This window comes from Halorubrum sp. DM2, from assembly GCF_901686465.1.
GTDB lineage: Archaea > Halobacteriota > Halobacteria > Halobacteriales > Haloferacaceae > Halorubrum.
The window spans coordinates 158,420-174,787 of sequence record NZ_LR594487.1; the positions used below are offsets into that span (position 1 = coordinate 158,420).

Here is a 16,368-nt window from a genome sequence, read left to right on the forward strand (position 1 = left end):
CGGGTGGGATATGACCGACACCCTGTTCTTATCGAGCGCCGAGGTCGACGACCTCGCGGAGCCGGCCGACTACGTCGCCGCCGTGCGCGACGCCTACCGACAGGTGGGCGAGGGAGCGCCCGCGGAGCCGCGGACGAAGCTCCTCAACCGCGACCCGCCGGGGATGTTCACGACCTACGCCGCCGTCCTCCCGGAGACGGGCGCGATGGGCGGCTACGCCTACTCCGCCGGCTTCGGCGCGGAGGACGCGTGGTTCATGACGCCGCTTTTCGACGCCGACTCCGGCGAGCCGCTCGCGCTGCTCGACGGCGCGTCGATGAACCCGTTCAAGACCGGGGCGACCGGCGCGGTCGCGGTCGACGCGCTCGCCCGCGAGGACGCGACCGAACTCGCCGTGATCGGCAGCGGCGCGCAGGCCCGCGGACAGCTCTCGGCGACCGCGACCGTCCGCGAGTTCGAGGCGGTCCGCGTCTTCTCGCCGACCCCGGAGAACCGCGAGTCGTTCGCCGCCGACTTCGACGACCGGCTCGCCGCCGACGTCTCCGCGGTCGCGAGCGCGGCCGACGCCCTCGACGACGCGGACGTAGTGATCACCGCGACGACCGCGAGCGACCCCGTGATCGCCGACGCCGACGTCGAGCCGGGGACCCACGTCACGGCGATGGGCCAGTACGACCCGGAGAAGAACGAACTCCCGCCGGAACTCGTCGCGCGCGCCACCTACGTCCCCGACCTCCGAGCGCGCGCGACGCAGGACGCGGGCTCGTACCTCGCCGCGGTCGACGCCGGACTCGTCGACGCGGAGACGGGAATCGCCGCCGACCTCGGCGAGGTCGTCGCCGGCGAGCATCCCGGCCGGACGAGCAGCGAGGAGGTTACCGTCTTCGACTCCGGCGGCACCGGCGTCGAGACGGTCGCGGCCGCGCACATGCTCTACGAGCGCGCGAGCGACGCGGGCCGGGGGAAGACTATCGACTTCGCGCCCGCGAGCGAGGCGCTGACGGGCGAGTAGCGCGGGACAGTCTCGTCGGCGGGCGGCCGGCGATTCAAGTGCGTCGGCCGCCTCCTCGTCGACATGCTCATCGGCATCGTCTCCGACACCCACGACGACTTGGACGCAGTCGAGGCGATCGTCTCGCTTTTCGAGCGCGAGGGGGTCGACGCGGTCGTCCACTGCGGCGACTTCGTCGCGCCGTTCTCCGTGACGCCGTTCGACCTCGACGGCGTCGATTTCCACGCAGTCCGCGGGAACAACGACGGCGAGTGGGCCGTCCAGTCGACCGTTGAGGACTTCGGAACGTACCACGGCGAGGCCGCGCGCCTCGCGTTCGACGGTGACGGAGACGCGTCCGGCGAGTCGGACGGCGTCTCGATTGCGGTCACGCACGGCACGAGCGACCTCGTCGTGAACGCGCTCGTCGACTGCGGCGACTACGACTACGCGTTCCACGGCCACACTCACGCCCACGGCGTCGAGGAGCGTGACGGGACGGTCCGCGTGAACCCCGGCGGACTCCCCATCCCGGTCGAGGGCGCGGACGACGCCTTCCGGGTCGCGACGCTCGACACCGCCGAGTCGGGCGTCGACGCGGTGACGCATCACGTCCTCGACGACTGACTCGGACCCGACGCCAAAACGGGCTCTCCGACCGTCGATTCTCAGGCCACATGTGGAGCAGCTTGGCTGATTTCTGAGCGTACCACACCTATTTACCGTGTCTAGGGGATAACCTGTTCCGTGCCCTCCAAAATCAAAGAGGTTGTGTTCAGTGAACCCTCCGGACGAGCCCAAGCGTTCGTCATGTTCGCTAGCTCAGTCTGTATGGGAAGCATCTACATTTATTTCGGTATTCTACGCGGCGTCCCCAGCATCAATTCGCTTGTTGCGGCGGTTGGATTCGCTCTGTCTGGACTTGCCGAGTCCCTCCCATCGGAGCGCCGACAGTTAGCAGGTGGATTGCGTGTCACCGCAATCGTCTTGCTGACCGGGCTACTCCTCCTCATTCTCTCTGCTCCCGAAGCTGTTCTCGGGTCACAGTAGCGGACCGTGTTCTCTTCGCAGATTCCATCAAGCGGCTGTTTCATACGGGTCCGTGTCTGAATGATCGATCTATCTCGGAGCCGGACGGGTACATCTCCGAACCGAATCTGCCCGTCGTAGTCTCCCCGATCTCACCCCGAGTTTTATCGCCGCTCGCTCGTTCCGTACGCCCATGAGACACGCACAGGGGCCGCTCCTCACCGTTGACCTGACGGAGCGAACCGCGACGACGACGCCGATCGACGACCGGCTCGACTCGTTCGTCGGCGGCCGCGGGCTCAACACGTCGCTCGCGTACGACCGGATCCCGTTCGACGCCGACCCGCTCGGCCCGGAGAACCGACTGTACCTCTCGACCGGCCCGATGCAGTACTCGACGACCTCGTACACGGGCCGGATGGCGGCCACGGGCCTCTCGCCGCTCACGAACGGTCTCCTGTCGTCGAACGCGGGCGGGTTCCTCTCGCGGAACGTCACGGGCGCGGGGTACGCCGCGGTCGAACTCGTCGGCGCGAGCGACGACCTCCTCGCGGTCCACGTCCGCGAGGTCGGCCCGGACGGCGAGCCGGACGTGACCTTCGAGGAGGTCCCGGACTTACAGCAGGCCGAGGTGTCGGCCGTCTCCGACCGCTTCGCGGAGAGCCACGACCTCTCGGCCGAACACGTCGCCTGTATCGGTCCCGCGGGCGAGAACGGCGTCCGGTTCGCGTCGGTGATGACCTCGGACACGCGGGCGTTCGGGCGCGGCGGGCTGGGGGCGGTCCTCGGGTCGAAGGGCGTGAAGGCCCTGACGTTCGCGGGTGACGCAGACGCAGAGGTCGACCTCGACTGGCCGGACGACGCGGGCGAGATCCACCGCGCGGCCGCCACCTCCGACTCGATCATGAAACGACAGGGGACGACGAGCGTGACGGAGCTGGCCAACGAGGTGGACGCGCTCCCGTCGTACTACTTCTCGGAGCGGTCGTTCGAGGGCGTCGAGGGCATCTCCGGCGACCGCGTCGAAGAGAAGAAGTACAAGAAGGGGACCTGCTCAAGCTGCGCGTTCGCCTGTAAGCTCCCCACCCGCGACGAGGAGACGGGCGTCGAGACGGAGGGCCCGGAGTTCGAGACGGTGATGGCGTTCGGCTCGAACGCCGGCGTCGACGACATCGTCGACGTGATGCGCGCGAACGAGCTGTGCGACGAGCTGGGGATGGACACCATCTCCTGTGGCGACGTGGTCTCGATGTTCTTGGAGTCCGAAGACGAGTTCGGCAACGCGGGGCTGGTCCGCTCGCTCGTCGAGCAGATCGCCTACCGCGAGGGAGTGGGCGACAAGCTCGCGGAGGGCGTCCACCGCGCCCACGAGGAGTTCGGTGCCGACGACTGGACCGTGAAGGGGATGCCCTTCTCCGGCCACGACGGCCGCGCGCTCAACGGGCAGGGGCTGGCGTTCGCGACCGCGAACCGCGGCGCGGACCACATGTACGGGGAGTTCTACCCGTACGAGTACCCGCTCGTCGACCCCGACGACGCCTTCGACCCGACGGGGCTCGACGGGAAGCCGCCGAAGCTCGTCGAGAAGGAGAACCGCAACGCGGTCCTCGACTCGGCGGTCGTCTGTAAGTTCTCGCGAGGCACCGTCACCGACGACCACCTCGCCGCCCTGCTGGACGCCGACTACGACGACCTCCAGTCGCTCGGCGCTCGCGTCGTGGAGCTGGAGCGCGCGTTCAACAACGCCCGCGGCTTCGACCGCGAGGACGACACCCTCCCGTACGCCGACGCAATCTCAGGGTTCGACGCGGCGCTCTCGGAGTACTACGCGATCCGCGGCTGGAACGACGACGGCACGGTTCCCGACCCCGGCGACGGTCTCGACGCGGGGGGCCGGGCGACCGCGGACGACTGACGCTTCGCAGCCGAGCGTCGGCGGTCTACTCCTCGCTCGCGCCGTCCGGCTCGACGGCGACGCCACGGAACTCGAACCGCGCGCCGCCGCTCTCGCTCTCGGCGATCTCGACCGTCCAGCCGTGCGCCTCGGCGACCTCGGCGACGATGCTCAGCCCGAATCCGGTGCCGTCGGGGTCGGTCGAGACCCCCGGCTCGAACACCTCCTCGCGCTGTTCTACGGGGATCCCCGGCCCGTCGTCCTCGACGTAGAAGCCCTCGCCGTCGTCGAGCGACCCGACCGCGACGGCGACGTCGTCGCCGCCGTGGACGACGCTGTCGTCGGGCTCCGCCCGACTGCTCGTGGAACCGTGTTCCACGCTGTTCGCGAACAGGTTTTCGAGGGCCTGCCGCAGTCGGCTCCGGTCGGCCCGGACGGCGACGTCGCCCCGGACGACCAGCTCGGCCGACTCGGTGTCGACGCCGTCCCAGCACTCCTCGGCCAGCGCCGACAGGGAGAGGACCTCGGTGTCGTCGATCTCGGTCCCCTGTCGGGCGAGCGCCAGCATGTCCTCGACTAGCTCCTGCATCCGGTCGAGCGACCGGCCGATCACGTCCAGCTCCGTCACGTCCTCCTGTCCGGCTTCGAGGCGCTCGCGGAGCAGGTCGAGGTTCCCGGCGGCGACGTTGAGCGGGTTCCGGAGGTCGTGGCTCACGAGGCTCGCGAACTCCTCCAGCCGGTCCCGCTCGCGGGCGATCTCCGCCTCTCGCGTCCGGAGCTGTCGCTCGCGTTCGATCCGGACGAACACCATCGTCACCGTCGCGGCCCACAGGCGGGCGACCGCGAGGTCGGCGTCGCTGAACCCCTCCGGCTCGGTCGCCCCGACGTTTATTACCCCGTACCGCCCGAGCGGGAGTACGAGTTCGCTCCGGATCGGCGAGTCCGCGTTGTACTGGTCCGGGTCCGCCCGCGTGTCCGAGACGTACTCCGGCTGTCCGGACTCGAACACCGCCCACGAGATGCTCCGACCCTCGGCGGTGTACGTCGGGTGGTCGCCGACGACCTCGTCGGCCCGCGCCGTCCACGAGATGGGTTCGAGGAGGTCCCGGTCCGCGTCGTACAGCCAGATCGCCGCGATCGGGTGGCCGAGGACTTCCTCGACGTACTCGACGGCCGCCTCCGCGGCCACCTCCCTGTCGGTGGTCTTTAAGAGGTCCTGCGTCGCCTCGTGGAGGGCTTCTAGGGTCTGCGTCCGGCGGTGGAGGTCGGTCTCCGCCCTGCGCTCGGCGCTGTCGTCGACGACCGTGACCAGCAGGCGCGTCTCGCCGTCCCGGTCGAACGGGGCGAACCCGAGCGCCACGGGCAGCGCGCTCCCGTCCGCCCGGCGGGCACAGAGGTCGAGCCCGACCGACATCGACCGGTGTTCCGGGTCGGCGACGTACCGGCGTAGCTCGTCGCCCGCGTCCCCCCCGTCGGGGTCGAAGAACAGCTCTCCGACGGCCATCCCGACCACGTCGTCTCGCGCGTGCCCGAGTACCGACTCGACGCGCGCGTTCCCGCCCCGGACGACGCCGTCGGTGTCGACGGTCACGACCGGGTCGGGGAGCGCGTCGAACGCCGCCGGGAATCCGTCCATCGTCACTCCCCTGTCGGCTCGTGGACGTGGCCGCACTCGGGGCAGCGGACCTCCTCGCCACGGAGGTCGGCCGAGGAGGCGCGCACGTCGCGCATCACCTCGCTAATCCTATCTTCGGCCTCCAGTTCGTCCGCGACCGCGAGGTCGACGCCCTCCACTTCCAGCAGGAACTTCGCCACCTCCGTCACCTCGTACATCATCTCGTCTAAGTCCTCGGCGGTGAAGAAGCCCGACATCGCGCCGTAGAGGAACGTCGCGCCCGCCTTCGTCACCTTCTCCTCGAAGGAGTATCGCGCCTGATTGACCGCCTGCGGCGTGTACGTGTCGGTCATAAAGGGGACGAGTTCCGGGAGGTTCTCGCCGATCTTCGTCATCTCGACGCCGGTTTCGGTGCGGAAGTCGGCGCAGAGCCGCGCGATCGCCCACTCGCGGGCCGTGATGTACGTCCGGTCGCGCAGGAACTCGTTGACGCGCTCGTAGCGCGCCCCGTCCATCTTCTTGAACCGCTCGTACTTGCGGACGTCGCGCGGGACGTCGTCGGACGCGTTCGTTGCGCCGGTCTCGTCGGTTCCGTCGGAAGCGTTCGTTGCGCCGGTCTCGTCGCTCTCGCCGCCGGGTACGTCCGCTTCGTCGCCGGGCGCGTCTGCCTTGTCACCGGTCTCGCCGCCGGGGACGTCCGCTCCGCCGCCGGTCTCGTCGGCCGAGTCGGCGGCCGGACCGGTGTCGTCGCTCATACCGTTGAAACCCCGCGGCCGGGCAAAAGCCTTGTCGGTGGCCGACCGCTCGGAGATCCACTTTTGTACCGTCGCGTGGAGGGACACCACATGAAGGTGCTCTGCGGGATCGGCGGCAGCGACGACTCGTTCCGCGCGCTCGACCGGACGGTGGAGCGCGCGGCGGTCGCGAACGACGACCTGACGATCGCCGTGGTCGACAACGAGGACTCCTCGGTGTCGCCCGACGAGGTCGCGGACCGGGCCACGACGGCCGTCGACGAGGCGGGGATCGACGCCGAGGTGCGGCGCGTCGAGGGCGACCCGGGGAGCCGGCTGGTCGAGATCGCGGAGACGGAGGGGTTCGAGGAGATCGTCCTCGGCGGCGGACACACGAGTCCGATGGGGAAGATCACGATCGGGTCGATCGCGGAGTTCGTCCTGTTGAACGCCAAGACCTCGGTCACGCTGGTCAGATGAGCGACCGAGGGTACCCGGACGCGGTGGCCGACGAGTTCCCGCCGCCGCCGACGACGTTCACCGACCGCGAGGACCGCGAGATCGAGGTCCGGCCGTACGAGGGGGACGACGAGGCCCGCGAGGCGCTCGTGGAGATGTACGACAGCTTCGACCCGGCCGACCGCGCGCAGGGGATCCCGCCGGGCGGCGAAGAGCGCATCCGTGAGTGGCTGGAGGCGATCCTCCCCGGCGACTGCTACAACGTGATCGCCTGGTGCGGCGACGAGGCGGCCGGCCACGCGACGCTCGTGCCCGACGGCGACGCCTATGAACTGGCGATCTTCGTCCACCAGGCGTACCAGCGCGCCGGGATCGGTACGCACCTCATCCGCGGGCTGCTCGGCCACGGGCAGGCGAACGGCGTCGAGAAGGTGTGGCTCACCGTCGAGCGGTGGAACCGCGCGGCCGTCTCCCTGTACAAAAAGATCGGCTTCGAGACCTCCGACGCCGAGAGCTTCGAACTGGAGATGGGGCTGCGGCTGAACCCCGAGGCCGAGACCGACGGCGAGACCGGGGAGTCGAGGACCGACGGCGAGATCGAGGAGCCGGAGGGCGACGGGGGCGACGCGGCCGAGTAGCGTTGGCCGGAATCTTCAAGTCTTTAGGGGCGGCGCGCGACCAGTCCGGTATGAGCCATCGAATTCTACTCCTCGGGGCACCCGGTGCCGGAAAGGGGACACAGAGCGCGAAGCTGGCCGACGAGTACGGCGTCGAACACGTCACGACCGGCGACGCGCTCCGCGCGAACAAGGAGATGGAGACGGAGTACGGCACGCCGAAGTCGTTCATGGACGCGGGCGAACTGGTCCCGGACCCGGTCGTCAACGAGATCGTCGAGGCCGCGCTGGCCGACGCCGACGGGTTCGTCCTCGACGGCTACCCGCGCAACCTCGATCAGGCGGAGTACCTCTCTTCGATTACGGACCTCGACGCCGTCATCCTGCTCGACGTCGACGAAGAGGTCCTCGTCGACCGGCTCACGGGACGCCGGGTCTGTGACGACTGCGGTGCGAACTACCACGTCGAGTTCCAGCCGCCGGAGGAGCCGGGCGTCTGCGACGAGTGCGGCGGCGAACTGATCCAGCGCGAGGACGACACCGAGGAGACCGCCCGCGAGCGGCTGGAGGTCTTCTACGAGAACACCGAGCCGGTCGTCGACCACTTCCGCGACGAGGGCGTCCTCGTCGAGGTCGACGGGGAGGCGACGCCGGACGAGGTCTTCGATCGGATCGCCGACGTCGTCGAGAGCTAAATCGCGTCGTCATCGAAAGCCAAATCGCGGCGTCGTCGAAGACCGACCCGAGCCGCGATCCTACAAGGTTCTTAACCATCGACTGCTAATCGGCCGCTAATGAGCAAAGTCGAACGGCGGGTCCGCTCGCTGGTCCGCGAGGACGGCGAGATGCGGGACGCCATCGAGACCGTTCTCGACAACGCCAGCGGCGGCGAAGTCCGATGGGTCGACGTCCGCGACAAGATATCCAGCGGACAGTGGGGCCGGCTCATCGAGAAGGAGATCCTCGTCGACGGCGAGGAGGGATTCGCGCTGGCCGACCGCGACGAGATCGAGGCCGGCTTGGAGGACGACGACTCGGGCGGCAGCGACGTGGAGACCCCCGAGACGACCAGCTGGTCGAAGTGGGACAAGCTGGCGGGGCTGGCGACGGTCGGCGCGTTCGTCGGCTACGCGGTCGGCCCGGTCCGCAACGCGATCGCCGGCGGGATCGACGTCGTCCTCGGGCCGCTCCTAAACGTCGTCCCCTTTTACGTCGTGATCATGGTGATCGCGCTCGGGACGGGGCTGTACTCGACGCTGCTGCGCGCCGGGCTCATGGACATGGAGAAGATGGCCATGTACCAAGACCGGATGAAAGACATCCAAGAACGCCGGAAGGAGGCCGAAGAGCGCGACGACGACGAGGCGCTCGACGAGATCCAAGAAGAGCAGATGGAGGCGATGGGCGACCAGCTCGGCATGTTCAAAGAGCAGTTCCGCCCGATGGTGTGGATCATGTTCCTCACCATCCCGGCGTTCCTCTGGATGTTCTGGGTGATCGGCTACCGCGGGTCCACTGCGGAGTACCCGGCCGTCGCCGCACAGGAGCTCGTGGTCCCGCTCGCCGGCACCGTCACGTGGGACACGGGGATCGTCGGCCCGATCCAGATGTGGATCCTCTGGTACTTCCTCTGCTCGATGGCGTTCACGCAGATCGTCCAAAAGAGCCTCAACATCGAGATGTCGCCGTCCTCCTCGTAGACGACGCGACCCGCTCCCCGTCTTCACCCCGTTCGCTCTCTCCCCGTTTCACCCCGCTCTCTCTTCCCGTTCCGCGAGGAACGACTCGACCGTCTCCCGCGACGGGATCGACCCCATCCCGCCGACCTCCCGAACCGACAGCGCCGCGGTCGCGTTACCGAACGCGATCGCCTCGCGGAGGGCGTTTCCACCGCCGTCTGCGGATTCGTCTCTCCGACCGCCCGTGATCCGCGAGAGGAACCCGGCGGTGAACGCGTCGCCGGCACCGGTCGCGTCGACGGCCTCGACCGCGAACCCGCCGCGGCGGACCGTCGCGGCCCCCCACGGGGACGCCTCGGAACTGACTGCGAGCGCGCCCTCGTCGCCCAGCGTGACGACCGCGGTGTGCGCTCCGGCGGCAAGGAGGTCGCGGGCCAGTTCGGTTCCCTCGTTCGTCGACAGCCCGGCGGCCGCGACGTCCTCGTCGCTACACAGCACCACGCCGCTCGCGGCCACCGCCTCCCGGACCGCGGTCGACACGGCCTCCCCCGCGCCGTCCGGCACGAGGTCCGACCGGTAGTTCACGTCGAACGACACCGGACAGCCGGCGGCGGTCGCCGCCGAGCACAGTTCGCGGGTCGCCGCCCGCCCCCTCGGGTGGGTCAGCGCCACGCCCCCGAGGTGGACCCACGGTGGTGCGGTCGTTCTGGCAGGTGACGCCGCTCCCTCCGGCGATGCCTCTCTGTCGGGAGTCGTCAGCGCCTCCGTCGGGACCGCGTCCGGGTCGAACCCGAACGTCACGCCGCGCGAGCCGTAGAAGCCGAATCGAGGACCGGCAGCGTCCGGCGGCGACACCACCGCCAGCGTCGTCTTCCCCTCAACGCGCTTGACGTAGGTCTCGGGAATCCCCTCGTCGGCGAGCGTCTCGGCGAGGAAATTGCCGAAGGAGTCGTCGCCGAGGCGCGTCCAGAACGCGGGCGGGGTGCCGAGCCGCGCCAGCCCGACCGCGACGTTGGCCGGCGCGCCGCCGGGTCGATGCGCGTAGCCGCCGACGTCGCGCAGCGTCGCGCCCGACTCGGGCACGAAGTCGACGAGCGTCTCGCCGGCCACGAAGAAGTCCGCCATCGGCCGGACAAGCGGAGTCGAGCGATATGAAGGTGGGGATCGGGACCGGCTTACTCGCCCGTCTCGCCGTCGCCGCCGGCGTCCGCGTCCTCGACCTCCTCCGCGACCGCCTCGAACGCGGCGAGGATCACGCGTTTACACGCCTGTCCCTCGGTGCTCCAGTGGTGGGCGTAATCCAGCATGTCGTCGTAGATGTCGGGCTTGCAGCCCGCGGCCTGCGGGTGGCCGCCGCCGTTGACCTTCCCGGCGACCTCGTGGGCGTGTCGGAAGTCCTCGGAGCCGCGGATCGACGCGGAGCCGGCGGGCTTGACGATCACGGCGGCGTCGGCCCCCTTCTCGCGGAGCCGCTCTGCGACCTCGTTCTGCGAGCAGCGCCCGTAGGTAACCGCGACGCGCCAGTCGCCGACCTCGTGGGTGACCGCGCGGTCGACCGCCAGGTCGATGCGCGCCTCCTTCTCAACCCGCCGGTCCTCGACGAACGACCGGACCGTCTCGGGGAGGTCGACCCCGTACGCGCCGATGACGGCCGCGTACTCCTCCGCGCCCGCCCAGTAGGAGTAGTCCGCGAGGTCGTCCGACCGCGGGTCCTCCTTGATCCAGAGGTCGTGGTCGCGGGTCACGGTCGCCAGCTCCGCCCATCGGTCGTCGAACGCGTGGTCGAGCGACCGGAGCGTCACGTCGGCGGTACACTCCTCGTCCGAGTCGCCGACGACGAGGTCGACGCCTGCCTCGCGGACCGCCGCCGCGGTCCCGTCGTCCCACTGATGGTGGTCGAACCAGCGGATCGAGTCGGTCGAGTCCGCGAGCGCTTCGAGGGAGTCCGCGATCCACTCGTAGTCGTCGGGACAGAGGTCACAGACGAACAGGTCGATATCGTCGTCCGCGTAGGCGTCGACGCGTTCGAGCGCCGTGTCGATCGAGTACGGGCCCGCGGAGAGCAGCCCGACCGGCGACTCGGCGTGGGCGTCGGCGGTCGGGTCCGTCTCGTCGTCGCGGTCGTCGTCGCTCTCCCCGTCCTCGTCGCGCTCGTCGTCGTCCGCGTCCGCCTCGTCCGCGAGCCGCGCCGCAATGGCGTCCTCGAAGGGGGCGACGTCGAGCGCGGCGTCGTACGCCTCGCGGATCATCGCGGCGCAGGCGAGCCCGTCGGCGTCGCCGTCGGCGATCACGACCGCCTCGCTGCCCTCGATCGTCTCTCTGGCCCGCCGCTCCGCGCGTTCGTCGTCGAGCGAGTCGGGGTAGAAGAATCCCGTTCCGGGCAGCTTCGTGTACCGCGATCGGGGGGCGTCCCCCGCGTCGATGAGGTCGTCGTCCATACCGTCGAGCCGGGCGGCAGCCGGAAAACTCCGCCGCTCTCGCGCCGGCTCGGCGGTCGCGGGACCCGGCGTCGGTCACGGGGGCGTGGCTCTCGCGTGTCGCTCGCCGCCCGTCAGATCGTGGTCCGCCGCGGGTCCTCCTCGGTGAGCTGTCGCACGGTCAACACCGGGATCGGGCAGGTGCGGACGACGCGCTCGGCGACGGAGCCGATGAGGAATCGGTTCTCGCCGTGACGCCCCCGCGTCCCCATCGCCACGAGGTCGGCGTCGACGTCGCGGGCGTACGCGTCGATCTCCGAGGCGGGCCGTCCCTCGCGGACCTCGATCGTCACGTCGAGGTCGTCGTCGCGGTCGCTGGCGGCGTCCGAGACGCGGTCGAGCGCGTCGCGGCCCTGGTCGTCTAAGGCCTCGCGGAGGTCGTCGCGCACCGTGTCCGGCGACGACTCCACCTCGCTGGCGTCGACGACGTACACCGCGTGGACCTCGGCATCGAACCGCGCCGCGACGTCGACCGCGACGGAGACGGCCCGCTGGACGCTGTCGGAGCCGTCGGTCGCGACCACGATGGTGTCGAACATGGACGGTCGTTGGCCGGTGGAGTAGGTAAAACCCGGCGGTCGGTCCGCTCCGAGAGCGAGACGTTTGGGAACGGGTCGTCGGCAATTTGACGAACCGTAGTGCGGTGGCGCGTGCCTGCGAGCGGTCGCCACCGGCGACCGCGAGTAGGGAGAGACCTCCGGTCTCTCTGATAGCCGGCGGCGAAGCCGCCGGCTGCCAGAGAATCTTCGATTCTCGCTGGAGTCGACCGACCGGAGCGAAGCGGAGGGAGGTCGACGAGGCTGGGGAGGCGTGAGGTGCTGTTGCTGTGCGGTGCGGGGCGGGACTCGAAGGGGCAGCCGCGAGGACGCCGCAGGCGACGTAAGGACCGCAGGGAGCGAACGAAGTGAGCGACTGAGGACCGCAGCGAGCGTGCGGCGTCCTCGCGGCTGGGGCTTCGGTGGCCGTGTTGTCGGAAGTAGTCTCGTCGTACCGAGCGGCTGGGACTTCGGGGGTGTTCGCGCTGATCAGCGATCTAAAATCGGCGCGTCGTTCACCGACCGGAACGGACCGACCCGAACCGTATCAGGCCAAGAAGACGTGCCGCGGTCGGTCGGCGAGCACGTCGCGGCCCCACTGGACGGTCTCGGAGAACTCGTCAGAGCGGAAGAACTGCATCGCGTCCTCCTTCGCGTTCCACTGGCTGGCGATGAACATGTCGTTCTCGTCTTCGACGTTCACCATCAGGTCGGTCTCGACGTGGCCGTCCATCTCCGCGAGCAGCCCGCCCACGTCGTCGAAGGTGTCGACGAACTCCGTCTGGTAGTCGGGCTTGACGGTGTAGAACATCCCCATCGTCCCGAACCCGGACTCCTCGCCGGCGCGCGCGACGATGTCGGGCAGCTCCGAGAGGAAGCCGCCCGCGGTCTCGGCCGCCGACGCCGTGTCCCAGATGGAGACGACGGCGGCGCGGTCGGTGTGACGCCCCTCGTACACCGCGGTCTTGACGTGGGTGCCGTAGTGGTCGAAGTTGCCGCGCAGTCCCTCGACCTCGTCGAACAGCTCGTCGACGTCGGCCTCGCTGTAGAGGACGGTGGCGTACACGTCCTCGCCGTGCGGCTTGCCGGCGTAGATGTCGAGGTCGGCGAGTTCGCCGCGGATGTCCGCGTCGTCGCTCTCGTCGCCGTGACCGCCGTCGCCGCCGTGATCGCCGTGGGCGTCCCCCTTGCCCCCGTGACTGCCGCCCTCGCCGTGTGGGTGATCGCCCTCGCCGCCGGCCTCCTCGTCGCCGTGCGGGTGGTCGCCGTGGGCGGGGCCCCCGCCAGCCCCGGAACGGTCGTGTCCCTCGCCGCGGCCGTGTCCGTCGTCGCCGTGGCCGTGCGCGTCGTCGCCGTGATGACTCCCTTCGCCGTGGGGGTGGCCGGCGCTGTCCTCGTCGGGGACGCGCCCGGTCGGGACCGTCTCGCCCGCGAGGAAGGCGTCGAGGTCGCGCGGCGGGAACCGGCGGCCGACGTAGAAGTCACCGAACTCGCCGTACCGCGAGGAGGCGGGGTCGAACCGCATCTCGTAGACGATGTCCTTGATGTCGGTCGGGTCCGCGCCGAACAGCGTGACGCCCCACTCGTGGTCGTCGAAGCCGACGGAGGAGGCGATCACCTGTTTGATCTTCCCCGCGTACTCCTTGCCGACTTCCCCGTGGCCCGCCATCAGGTCGGCGCGCTCCTCGAAGTCGAGGTCGTACCAGTTGTGTTCCTCGCCGCGGCGCTTGCTCATCGGGTAGAAGCTGACGTACTCGTCGTCGGGGATCTCGGGTTTCAGCTTCCCCTCGATGTACCGGCGTAGCCCCTCGTCGACGGCGTCGGCCCCCTCCTCGAAGTAGTCGTCCGAGACGTACCCGGACACCTCGGTGACGGAGACGTACGAGGTCTCGCGCTCGGTGAACTCCGCGAGCGCGGTGTCCTCGAAGCGGCGCTCGATCGACGAGAGGTCGTCGAGCGACGGTCGGAAGTGTAAGAACAGGAGGTCGGCCTTGTGCCCGAGCACGGAGAACAGCGCGGACTCGCCCGCGTCCGCGTCGGCGACCAGTTCGCGGTGTTTCAGGAAGGACACTCCCTCCTCGATCGCTCGCTGCCGTTCGGACTCCGGCGCGTCGCGCCAGGCGTCCCAGTCGATCGAGCGGAAGTCGTGTAGCGAGAACCACCCTTCGGCGGTCTGTGGAGCCTCGACCATGTGCCGGCTTGGGTCCCCGCGACTTAGGGGCTTGCGGGTCGTCCCGATACGCGGAAATCAATCGGACCGTTCCCGGTCGAGTCAGAGACGGAAACGGCATCAGTGGTTTCGAAGTCTCCGCTGATCGGCTGTGCGTGACTAGATTTTCCGCGGGTAATTCCGTGACCGGGACCACCGAAGCCCCAGTCGCGAGGACCTCCGAAAGACGGTCGCCTCACTTCGCTCGGCGCTGCGTCTTTCGTGGTCCCGCTCGCTTTCGCTCGCGGGACTCGCGCGACTCGCTGTGCTCCTCGTCGCTCACTGCGTTCGCTCCTGCGGTGCTTGCTTCGTCGTGCTTCGTCCTCGCGACTGCCCCTTCGAGTCCCGCCCCGCACAGCACCGCACCTCACGCCTCCCCAGCCTCGTCAGTCGCCTCCGCTTCGCTCCGGCGACTGACTCCAGCGAGAATCGAAGATTCTCTGGCAGCCGGCGGCAAAGCCGCCGGCGACCTCGCGCGGTGCTGTCTCGCGGTCGCCAGGGGCGACCGCTCGCAGGCACGCGCCACCGCAAATACCTGTTCGTCGAAGCGCTCGAATCGCCGGGATCGTCGCGGCTTGCGTTCCTCGTCGCCGTGACCAAAACCCTTTCAGCGCGACCCCGAAAGGTGGGGATAATGCGGAAAAGCGGCCCGCCGAAAGGACTGATCTCGTACCTCGTCTTGGAGCTGCTCGACGAGCGCCCGCGGTACGGCTACGAGCTGCTCGGCGAGATCACGGAGATAAGCGGCGGCCACTGGGAGCCCTCCTACGGCTCCGTCTACCCAATCTTATACAAGTTCGAGGAGGAGGGGGTCGCGGAGCGCGTCGAACGCGCCGACGAGCCGGACCGCAAGTACTTCGCGCTCACCGACGCGGGCCGCGAGGAACTGGCGGAGAAGCGCGCGGCGATCGGCGGCGAGGCGCGCGACTTCGGCGACGTCGTCTTGGGCTTTTACCACCTGTACGCCGCGCTCGCCACCGACGACCGCTTCCAAGTGGCCGACGCCGACGCCGAGTGGGCGTACTCGGAGCGGTACAGCGCGTGGATCGTCGAACAGATCATCCGCCACCACGAGCGCGACTTCGGCGAGTTCGAGCGGATCGACGCCTCGCCCGAGGAGTTCTACGACGAGAGCGACGCGGCCGAAACTGATTCGGTCGAAACCGGCGAGACAGAAGCCGAAACGCCCGAAACGGAGACCGCGGACGACGCCGACGAGTCCGAGGAGGCGTCATCCGGGGCGGCCGACGACTGACCGCGGGCGCGACTCGCGGTGAACAGCGGCGGCTCACCGATGGAGCAGCCGCCACAGGATCCCGCCGGGGAGTCCCGCGCGGACGAGCCGATCGTACAGTCGGTCGGGGAGGACGCGTGCCAGCCGCGGCAGCCACCGCGCTCGGCGGCTCACGCGGTAGCGTGTCCGCGGCCGGTCCGCGGTCGTCGCGGTCACCACGCGCTCGACGACCGTTTCGAGGTCGGTCGCCGCCGGGGAGTACCCCTCGAACGCGCGGTAGGCGTCGGCGTAGGGACCGTCCGCCTCGTCGACCTCGGCGGCCGCGGCGGCCGCCCGCTCGTTGAACCCGGTCGGGACGGGACCGGGTTCGACCAGCGTCACGTCGACCCCGTGAGGGGCGACCTCTCGGCGGAGCGCGTCGACGTACCCGTCGAGTCCGGCCTTCGCGGCGCTGTACGCGCCGTGGTACGGAAGGGCGACCGACCCGACCATCGAGCCGACGATCACGACCCGCCCGCCGCGCTCGCGTAGCGTCGGGAGCGCCGCCGACACCGTCGCGTGGACCGCCGTCAGGTTCGTGTCCAGTTGCCGGCGGAACGCCTCGACGGAGGTGTCCTCGACCGACGCGATCTCGTAGCCGCCGACACAGGAGACGACCGCGTCGAGCGGCCGGTCCGCGAGCAGCGCCCGGACGGCGACCTCGTCGCGGAGGTCGACGACCGCGGTCTCGACCGCGTCCGGCAGGGCGGCGAGCCCCTCGGCGTCCACGTCGACGCCGAGAACGTCGTGGCCGGCGGCCGCGAGCGAGCGCGCGACCCCGCCGCCGATCCCGCCCGCCGCCCCCGTCACGAGCACGTCCATGGGCGGCGTTCGCGGCGGGGTCAGTAGACGGTG

At 69.7% G+C, this 16,368-nt stretch carries 15 protein-coding genes; 8 read left to right on the forward strand and 7 right to left on the reverse strand.

Annotation, left to right across the window (positions count from 1 at the left end; all coding sequences use genetic code 11):
- The first annotated feature begins 10 nt into the window (after positions 1-10).
- The 3 genes from QOL69_RS00810 (at position 11) to QOL69_RS00820 (ending at position 3,935) form a co-directional block, all read left to right on the forward strand.
- Positions 11-1,012, forward strand: coding sequence for an ornithine cyclodeaminase family protein (locus tag QOL69_RS00810; RefSeq protein WP_283401660.1), 1,002 nt, complete (start codon positions 11-13; stop codon positions 1,010-1,012).
- 63 nt (positions 1,013-1,075) lie between these two features.
- Positions 1,076-1,618, forward strand: a complete 543-nt coding sequence (locus tag QOL69_RS00815) for a metallophosphoesterase (RefSeq protein ID WP_283401661.1) — start codon at positions 1,076-1,078, stop codon at positions 1,616-1,618.
- A 595-nt stretch (positions 1,619-2,213) separates the two neighbouring features.
- On the forward strand, positions 2,214-3,935 hold the full coding sequence (locus tag QOL69_RS00820; protein WP_283401662.1) for an aldehyde ferredoxin oxidoreductase family protein: 1,722 nt from the start codon (positions 2,214-2,216) through the stop codon (positions 3,933-3,935).
- Between the two features lie 25 nt (positions 3,936-3,960).
- Here QOL69_RS00820 and QOL69_RS00825 read toward each other — a convergent pair whose 3' ends face one another.
- Both QOL69_RS00825 and QOL69_RS00830 read right to left on the reverse strand, forming a co-directional pair.
- Positions 3,961-5,550, reverse strand: a complete 1,590-nt coding sequence (locus tag QOL69_RS00825) for a sensor histidine kinase (protein WP_283401663.1) — start codon at positions 5,548-5,550, stop codon at positions 3,961-3,963.
- 2 nt (positions 5,551-5,552) lie between these two features.
- Positions 5,553-6,284 carry a DUF5806 family protein gene (locus QOL69_RS00830; protein ID WP_048078163.1) on the reverse strand — a complete coding sequence of 244 codons (732 nt, stop codon included), beginning with the start codon at positions 6,282-6,284 and terminating at the stop codon, positions 5,553-5,555.
- Between the two features lie 90 nt (positions 6,285-6,374).
- On the opposite strand from QOL69_RS00830, the gene QOL69_RS00835 reads away from it, so the two are divergent.
- The 4 genes from QOL69_RS00835 (at position 6,375) to QOL69_RS00850 (ending at position 9,039) form a co-directional block, all read left to right on the forward strand.
- Complete coding sequence (locus tag QOL69_RS00835; RefSeq protein ID WP_048078164.1) at positions 6,375-6,743, forward strand: universal stress protein; 369 nt, start codon at positions 6,375-6,377, stop codon at positions 6,741-6,743.
- Entirely contained in the window at positions 6,740-7,360 is a 621-nt protein-coding gene (locus QOL69_RS00840) for a GNAT family N-acetyltransferase (RefSeq protein WP_283401664.1), read from the forward strand. The genes QOL69_RS00835 and QOL69_RS00840 overlap by 4 nt, the downstream gene beginning before the upstream one ends.
- Positions 7,361-7,410: 50 nt before the next feature.
- Entirely contained in the window at positions 7,411-8,034 is a 624-nt protein-coding gene (locus QOL69_RS00845) for an adenylate kinase (RefSeq protein WP_048078167.1), read from the forward strand.
- 99 nt (positions 8,035-8,133) lie between these two features.
- On the forward strand, positions 8,134-9,039 hold the full coding sequence (locus QOL69_RS00850) for a DUF106 domain-containing protein (protein WP_048078168.1): 906 nt from the start codon (positions 8,134-8,136) through the stop codon (positions 9,037-9,039).
- A 48-nt stretch (positions 9,040-9,087) separates the two neighbouring features.
- Here QOL69_RS00850 and QOL69_RS00855 read toward each other — a convergent pair whose 3' ends face one another.
- From QOL69_RS00855 to QOL69_RS00870, 4 genes are all read right to left on the reverse strand, one after another.
- Positions 9,088-10,143, reverse strand: a complete 1,056-nt coding sequence (locus QOL69_RS00855) for a carbohydrate kinase family protein (RefSeq protein ID WP_283401665.1) — start codon at positions 10,141-10,143, stop codon at positions 9,088-9,090.
- 50 nt (positions 10,144-10,193) lie between these two features.
- Entirely contained in the window at positions 10,194-11,456 is a 1,263-nt protein-coding gene (locus QOL69_RS00860) for a DHH family phosphoesterase (RefSeq protein ID WP_283401666.1), read from the reverse strand.
- A 113-nt stretch (positions 11,457-11,569) separates the two neighbouring features.
- A complete protein-coding gene (locus QOL69_RS00865; protein WP_048078170.1) occupies positions 11,570-12,034 on the reverse strand; it encodes a universal stress protein in 465 nt (154 codons plus the stop codon).
- A gap of 544 nt (positions 12,035-12,578) precedes the next feature.
- On the reverse strand, positions 12,579-14,222 hold the full coding sequence (locus QOL69_RS00870; protein ID WP_283401667.1) for a heme-binding protein: 1,644 nt from the start codon (positions 14,220-14,222) through the stop codon (positions 12,579-12,581).
- 652 nt (positions 14,223-14,874) lie between these two features.
- On the opposite strand from QOL69_RS00870, the gene QOL69_RS00875 reads away from it, so the two are divergent.
- Positions 14,875-15,495: a PadR family transcriptional regulator gene (locus QOL69_RS00875; RefSeq protein ID WP_283401668.1), complete on the forward strand. Its 621-nt coding sequence runs from the start codon at positions 14,875-14,877 to the stop codon at positions 15,493-15,495.
- A 33-nt stretch (positions 15,496-15,528) separates the two neighbouring features.
- Here QOL69_RS00875 and QOL69_RS00880 read toward each other — a convergent pair whose 3' ends face one another.
- The gene (locus QOL69_RS00880; protein ID WP_283401669.1) at positions 15,529-16,335 is read right to left on the reverse strand and encodes an SDR family NAD(P)-dependent oxidoreductase; all 807 of its coding nucleotides are present in this window, start codon (positions 16,333-16,335) and stop codon (positions 15,529-15,531) included.
- Positions 16,336-16,368: the final 33 nt, after the last annotated feature.

What these genes read in the sequence shown, in the direction of transcription:
- QOL69_RS00810 (WP_283401660.1), top strand. Translation starts at nt 11, where the DNA reads ATGACCGACACCCTGTTCTTATCGAGCGCCGAGGTCGACGACCTCGCG.
- QOL69_RS00825 (WP_283401663.1), bottom strand. Translation starts at nt 5,550, where the DNA reads ATGGACGGATTCCCGGCGGCGTTCGACGCGCTCCCCGACCCGGTCGTG.
- QOL69_RS00835 (WP_048078164.1), top strand. Translation starts at nt 6,375, where the DNA reads ATGAAGGTGCTCTGCGGGATCGGCGGCAGCGACGACTCGTTCCGCGCG.
- QOL69_RS00880 (WP_283401669.1), bottom strand. Translation starts at nt 16,335, where the DNA reads ATGGACGTGCTCGTGACGGGGGCGGCGGGCGGGATCGGCGGCGGGGTC.
- QOL69_RS00870 (WP_283401667.1), bottom strand. Translation starts at nt 14,222, where the DNA reads ATGGTCGAGGCTCCACAGACCGCCGAAGGGTGGTTCTCGCTACACGAC.
- QOL69_RS00860 (WP_283401666.1), bottom strand. Translation starts at nt 11,456, where the DNA reads ATGGACGACGACCTCATCGACGCGGGGGACGCCCCCCGATCGCGGTAC.
- QOL69_RS00875 (WP_283401668.1), top strand. Translation starts at nt 14,875, where the DNA reads ATGCGGAAAAGCGGCCCGCCGAAAGGACTGATCTCGTACCTCGTCTTG.
- QOL69_RS00850 (WP_048078168.1), top strand. Translation starts at nt 8,134, where the DNA reads ATGAGCAAAGTCGAACGGCGGGTCCGCTCGCTGGTCCGCGAGGACGGC.
- QOL69_RS00815 (WP_283401661.1), top strand. Translation starts at nt 1,076, where the DNA reads ATGCTCATCGGCATCGTCTCCGACACCCACGACGACTTGGACGCAGTC.
- QOL69_RS00840 (WP_283401664.1), top strand. Translation starts at nt 6,740, where the DNA reads ATGAGCGACCGAGGGTACCCGGACGCGGTGGCCGACGAGTTCCCGCCG.
- QOL69_RS00865 (WP_048078170.1), bottom strand. Translation starts at nt 12,034, where the DNA reads ATGTTCGACACCATCGTGGTCGCGACCGACGGCTCCGACAGCGTCCAG.
- QOL69_RS00855 (WP_283401665.1), bottom strand. Translation starts at nt 10,143, where the DNA reads ATGGCGGACTTCTTCGTGGCCGGCGAGACGCTCGTCGACTTCGTGCCC.
- QOL69_RS00820 (WP_283401662.1), top strand. Translation starts at nt 2,214, where the DNA reads ATGAGACACGCACAGGGGCCGCTCCTCACCGTTGACCTGACGGAGCGA.
- QOL69_RS00830 (WP_048078163.1), bottom strand. Translation starts at nt 6,284, where the DNA reads ATGAGCGACGACACCGGTCCGGCCGCCGACTCGGCCGACGAGACCGGC.
- QOL69_RS00845 (WP_048078167.1), top strand. Translation starts at nt 7,411, where the DNA reads ATGAGCCATCGAATTCTACTCCTCGGGGCACCCGGTGCCGGAAAGGGG.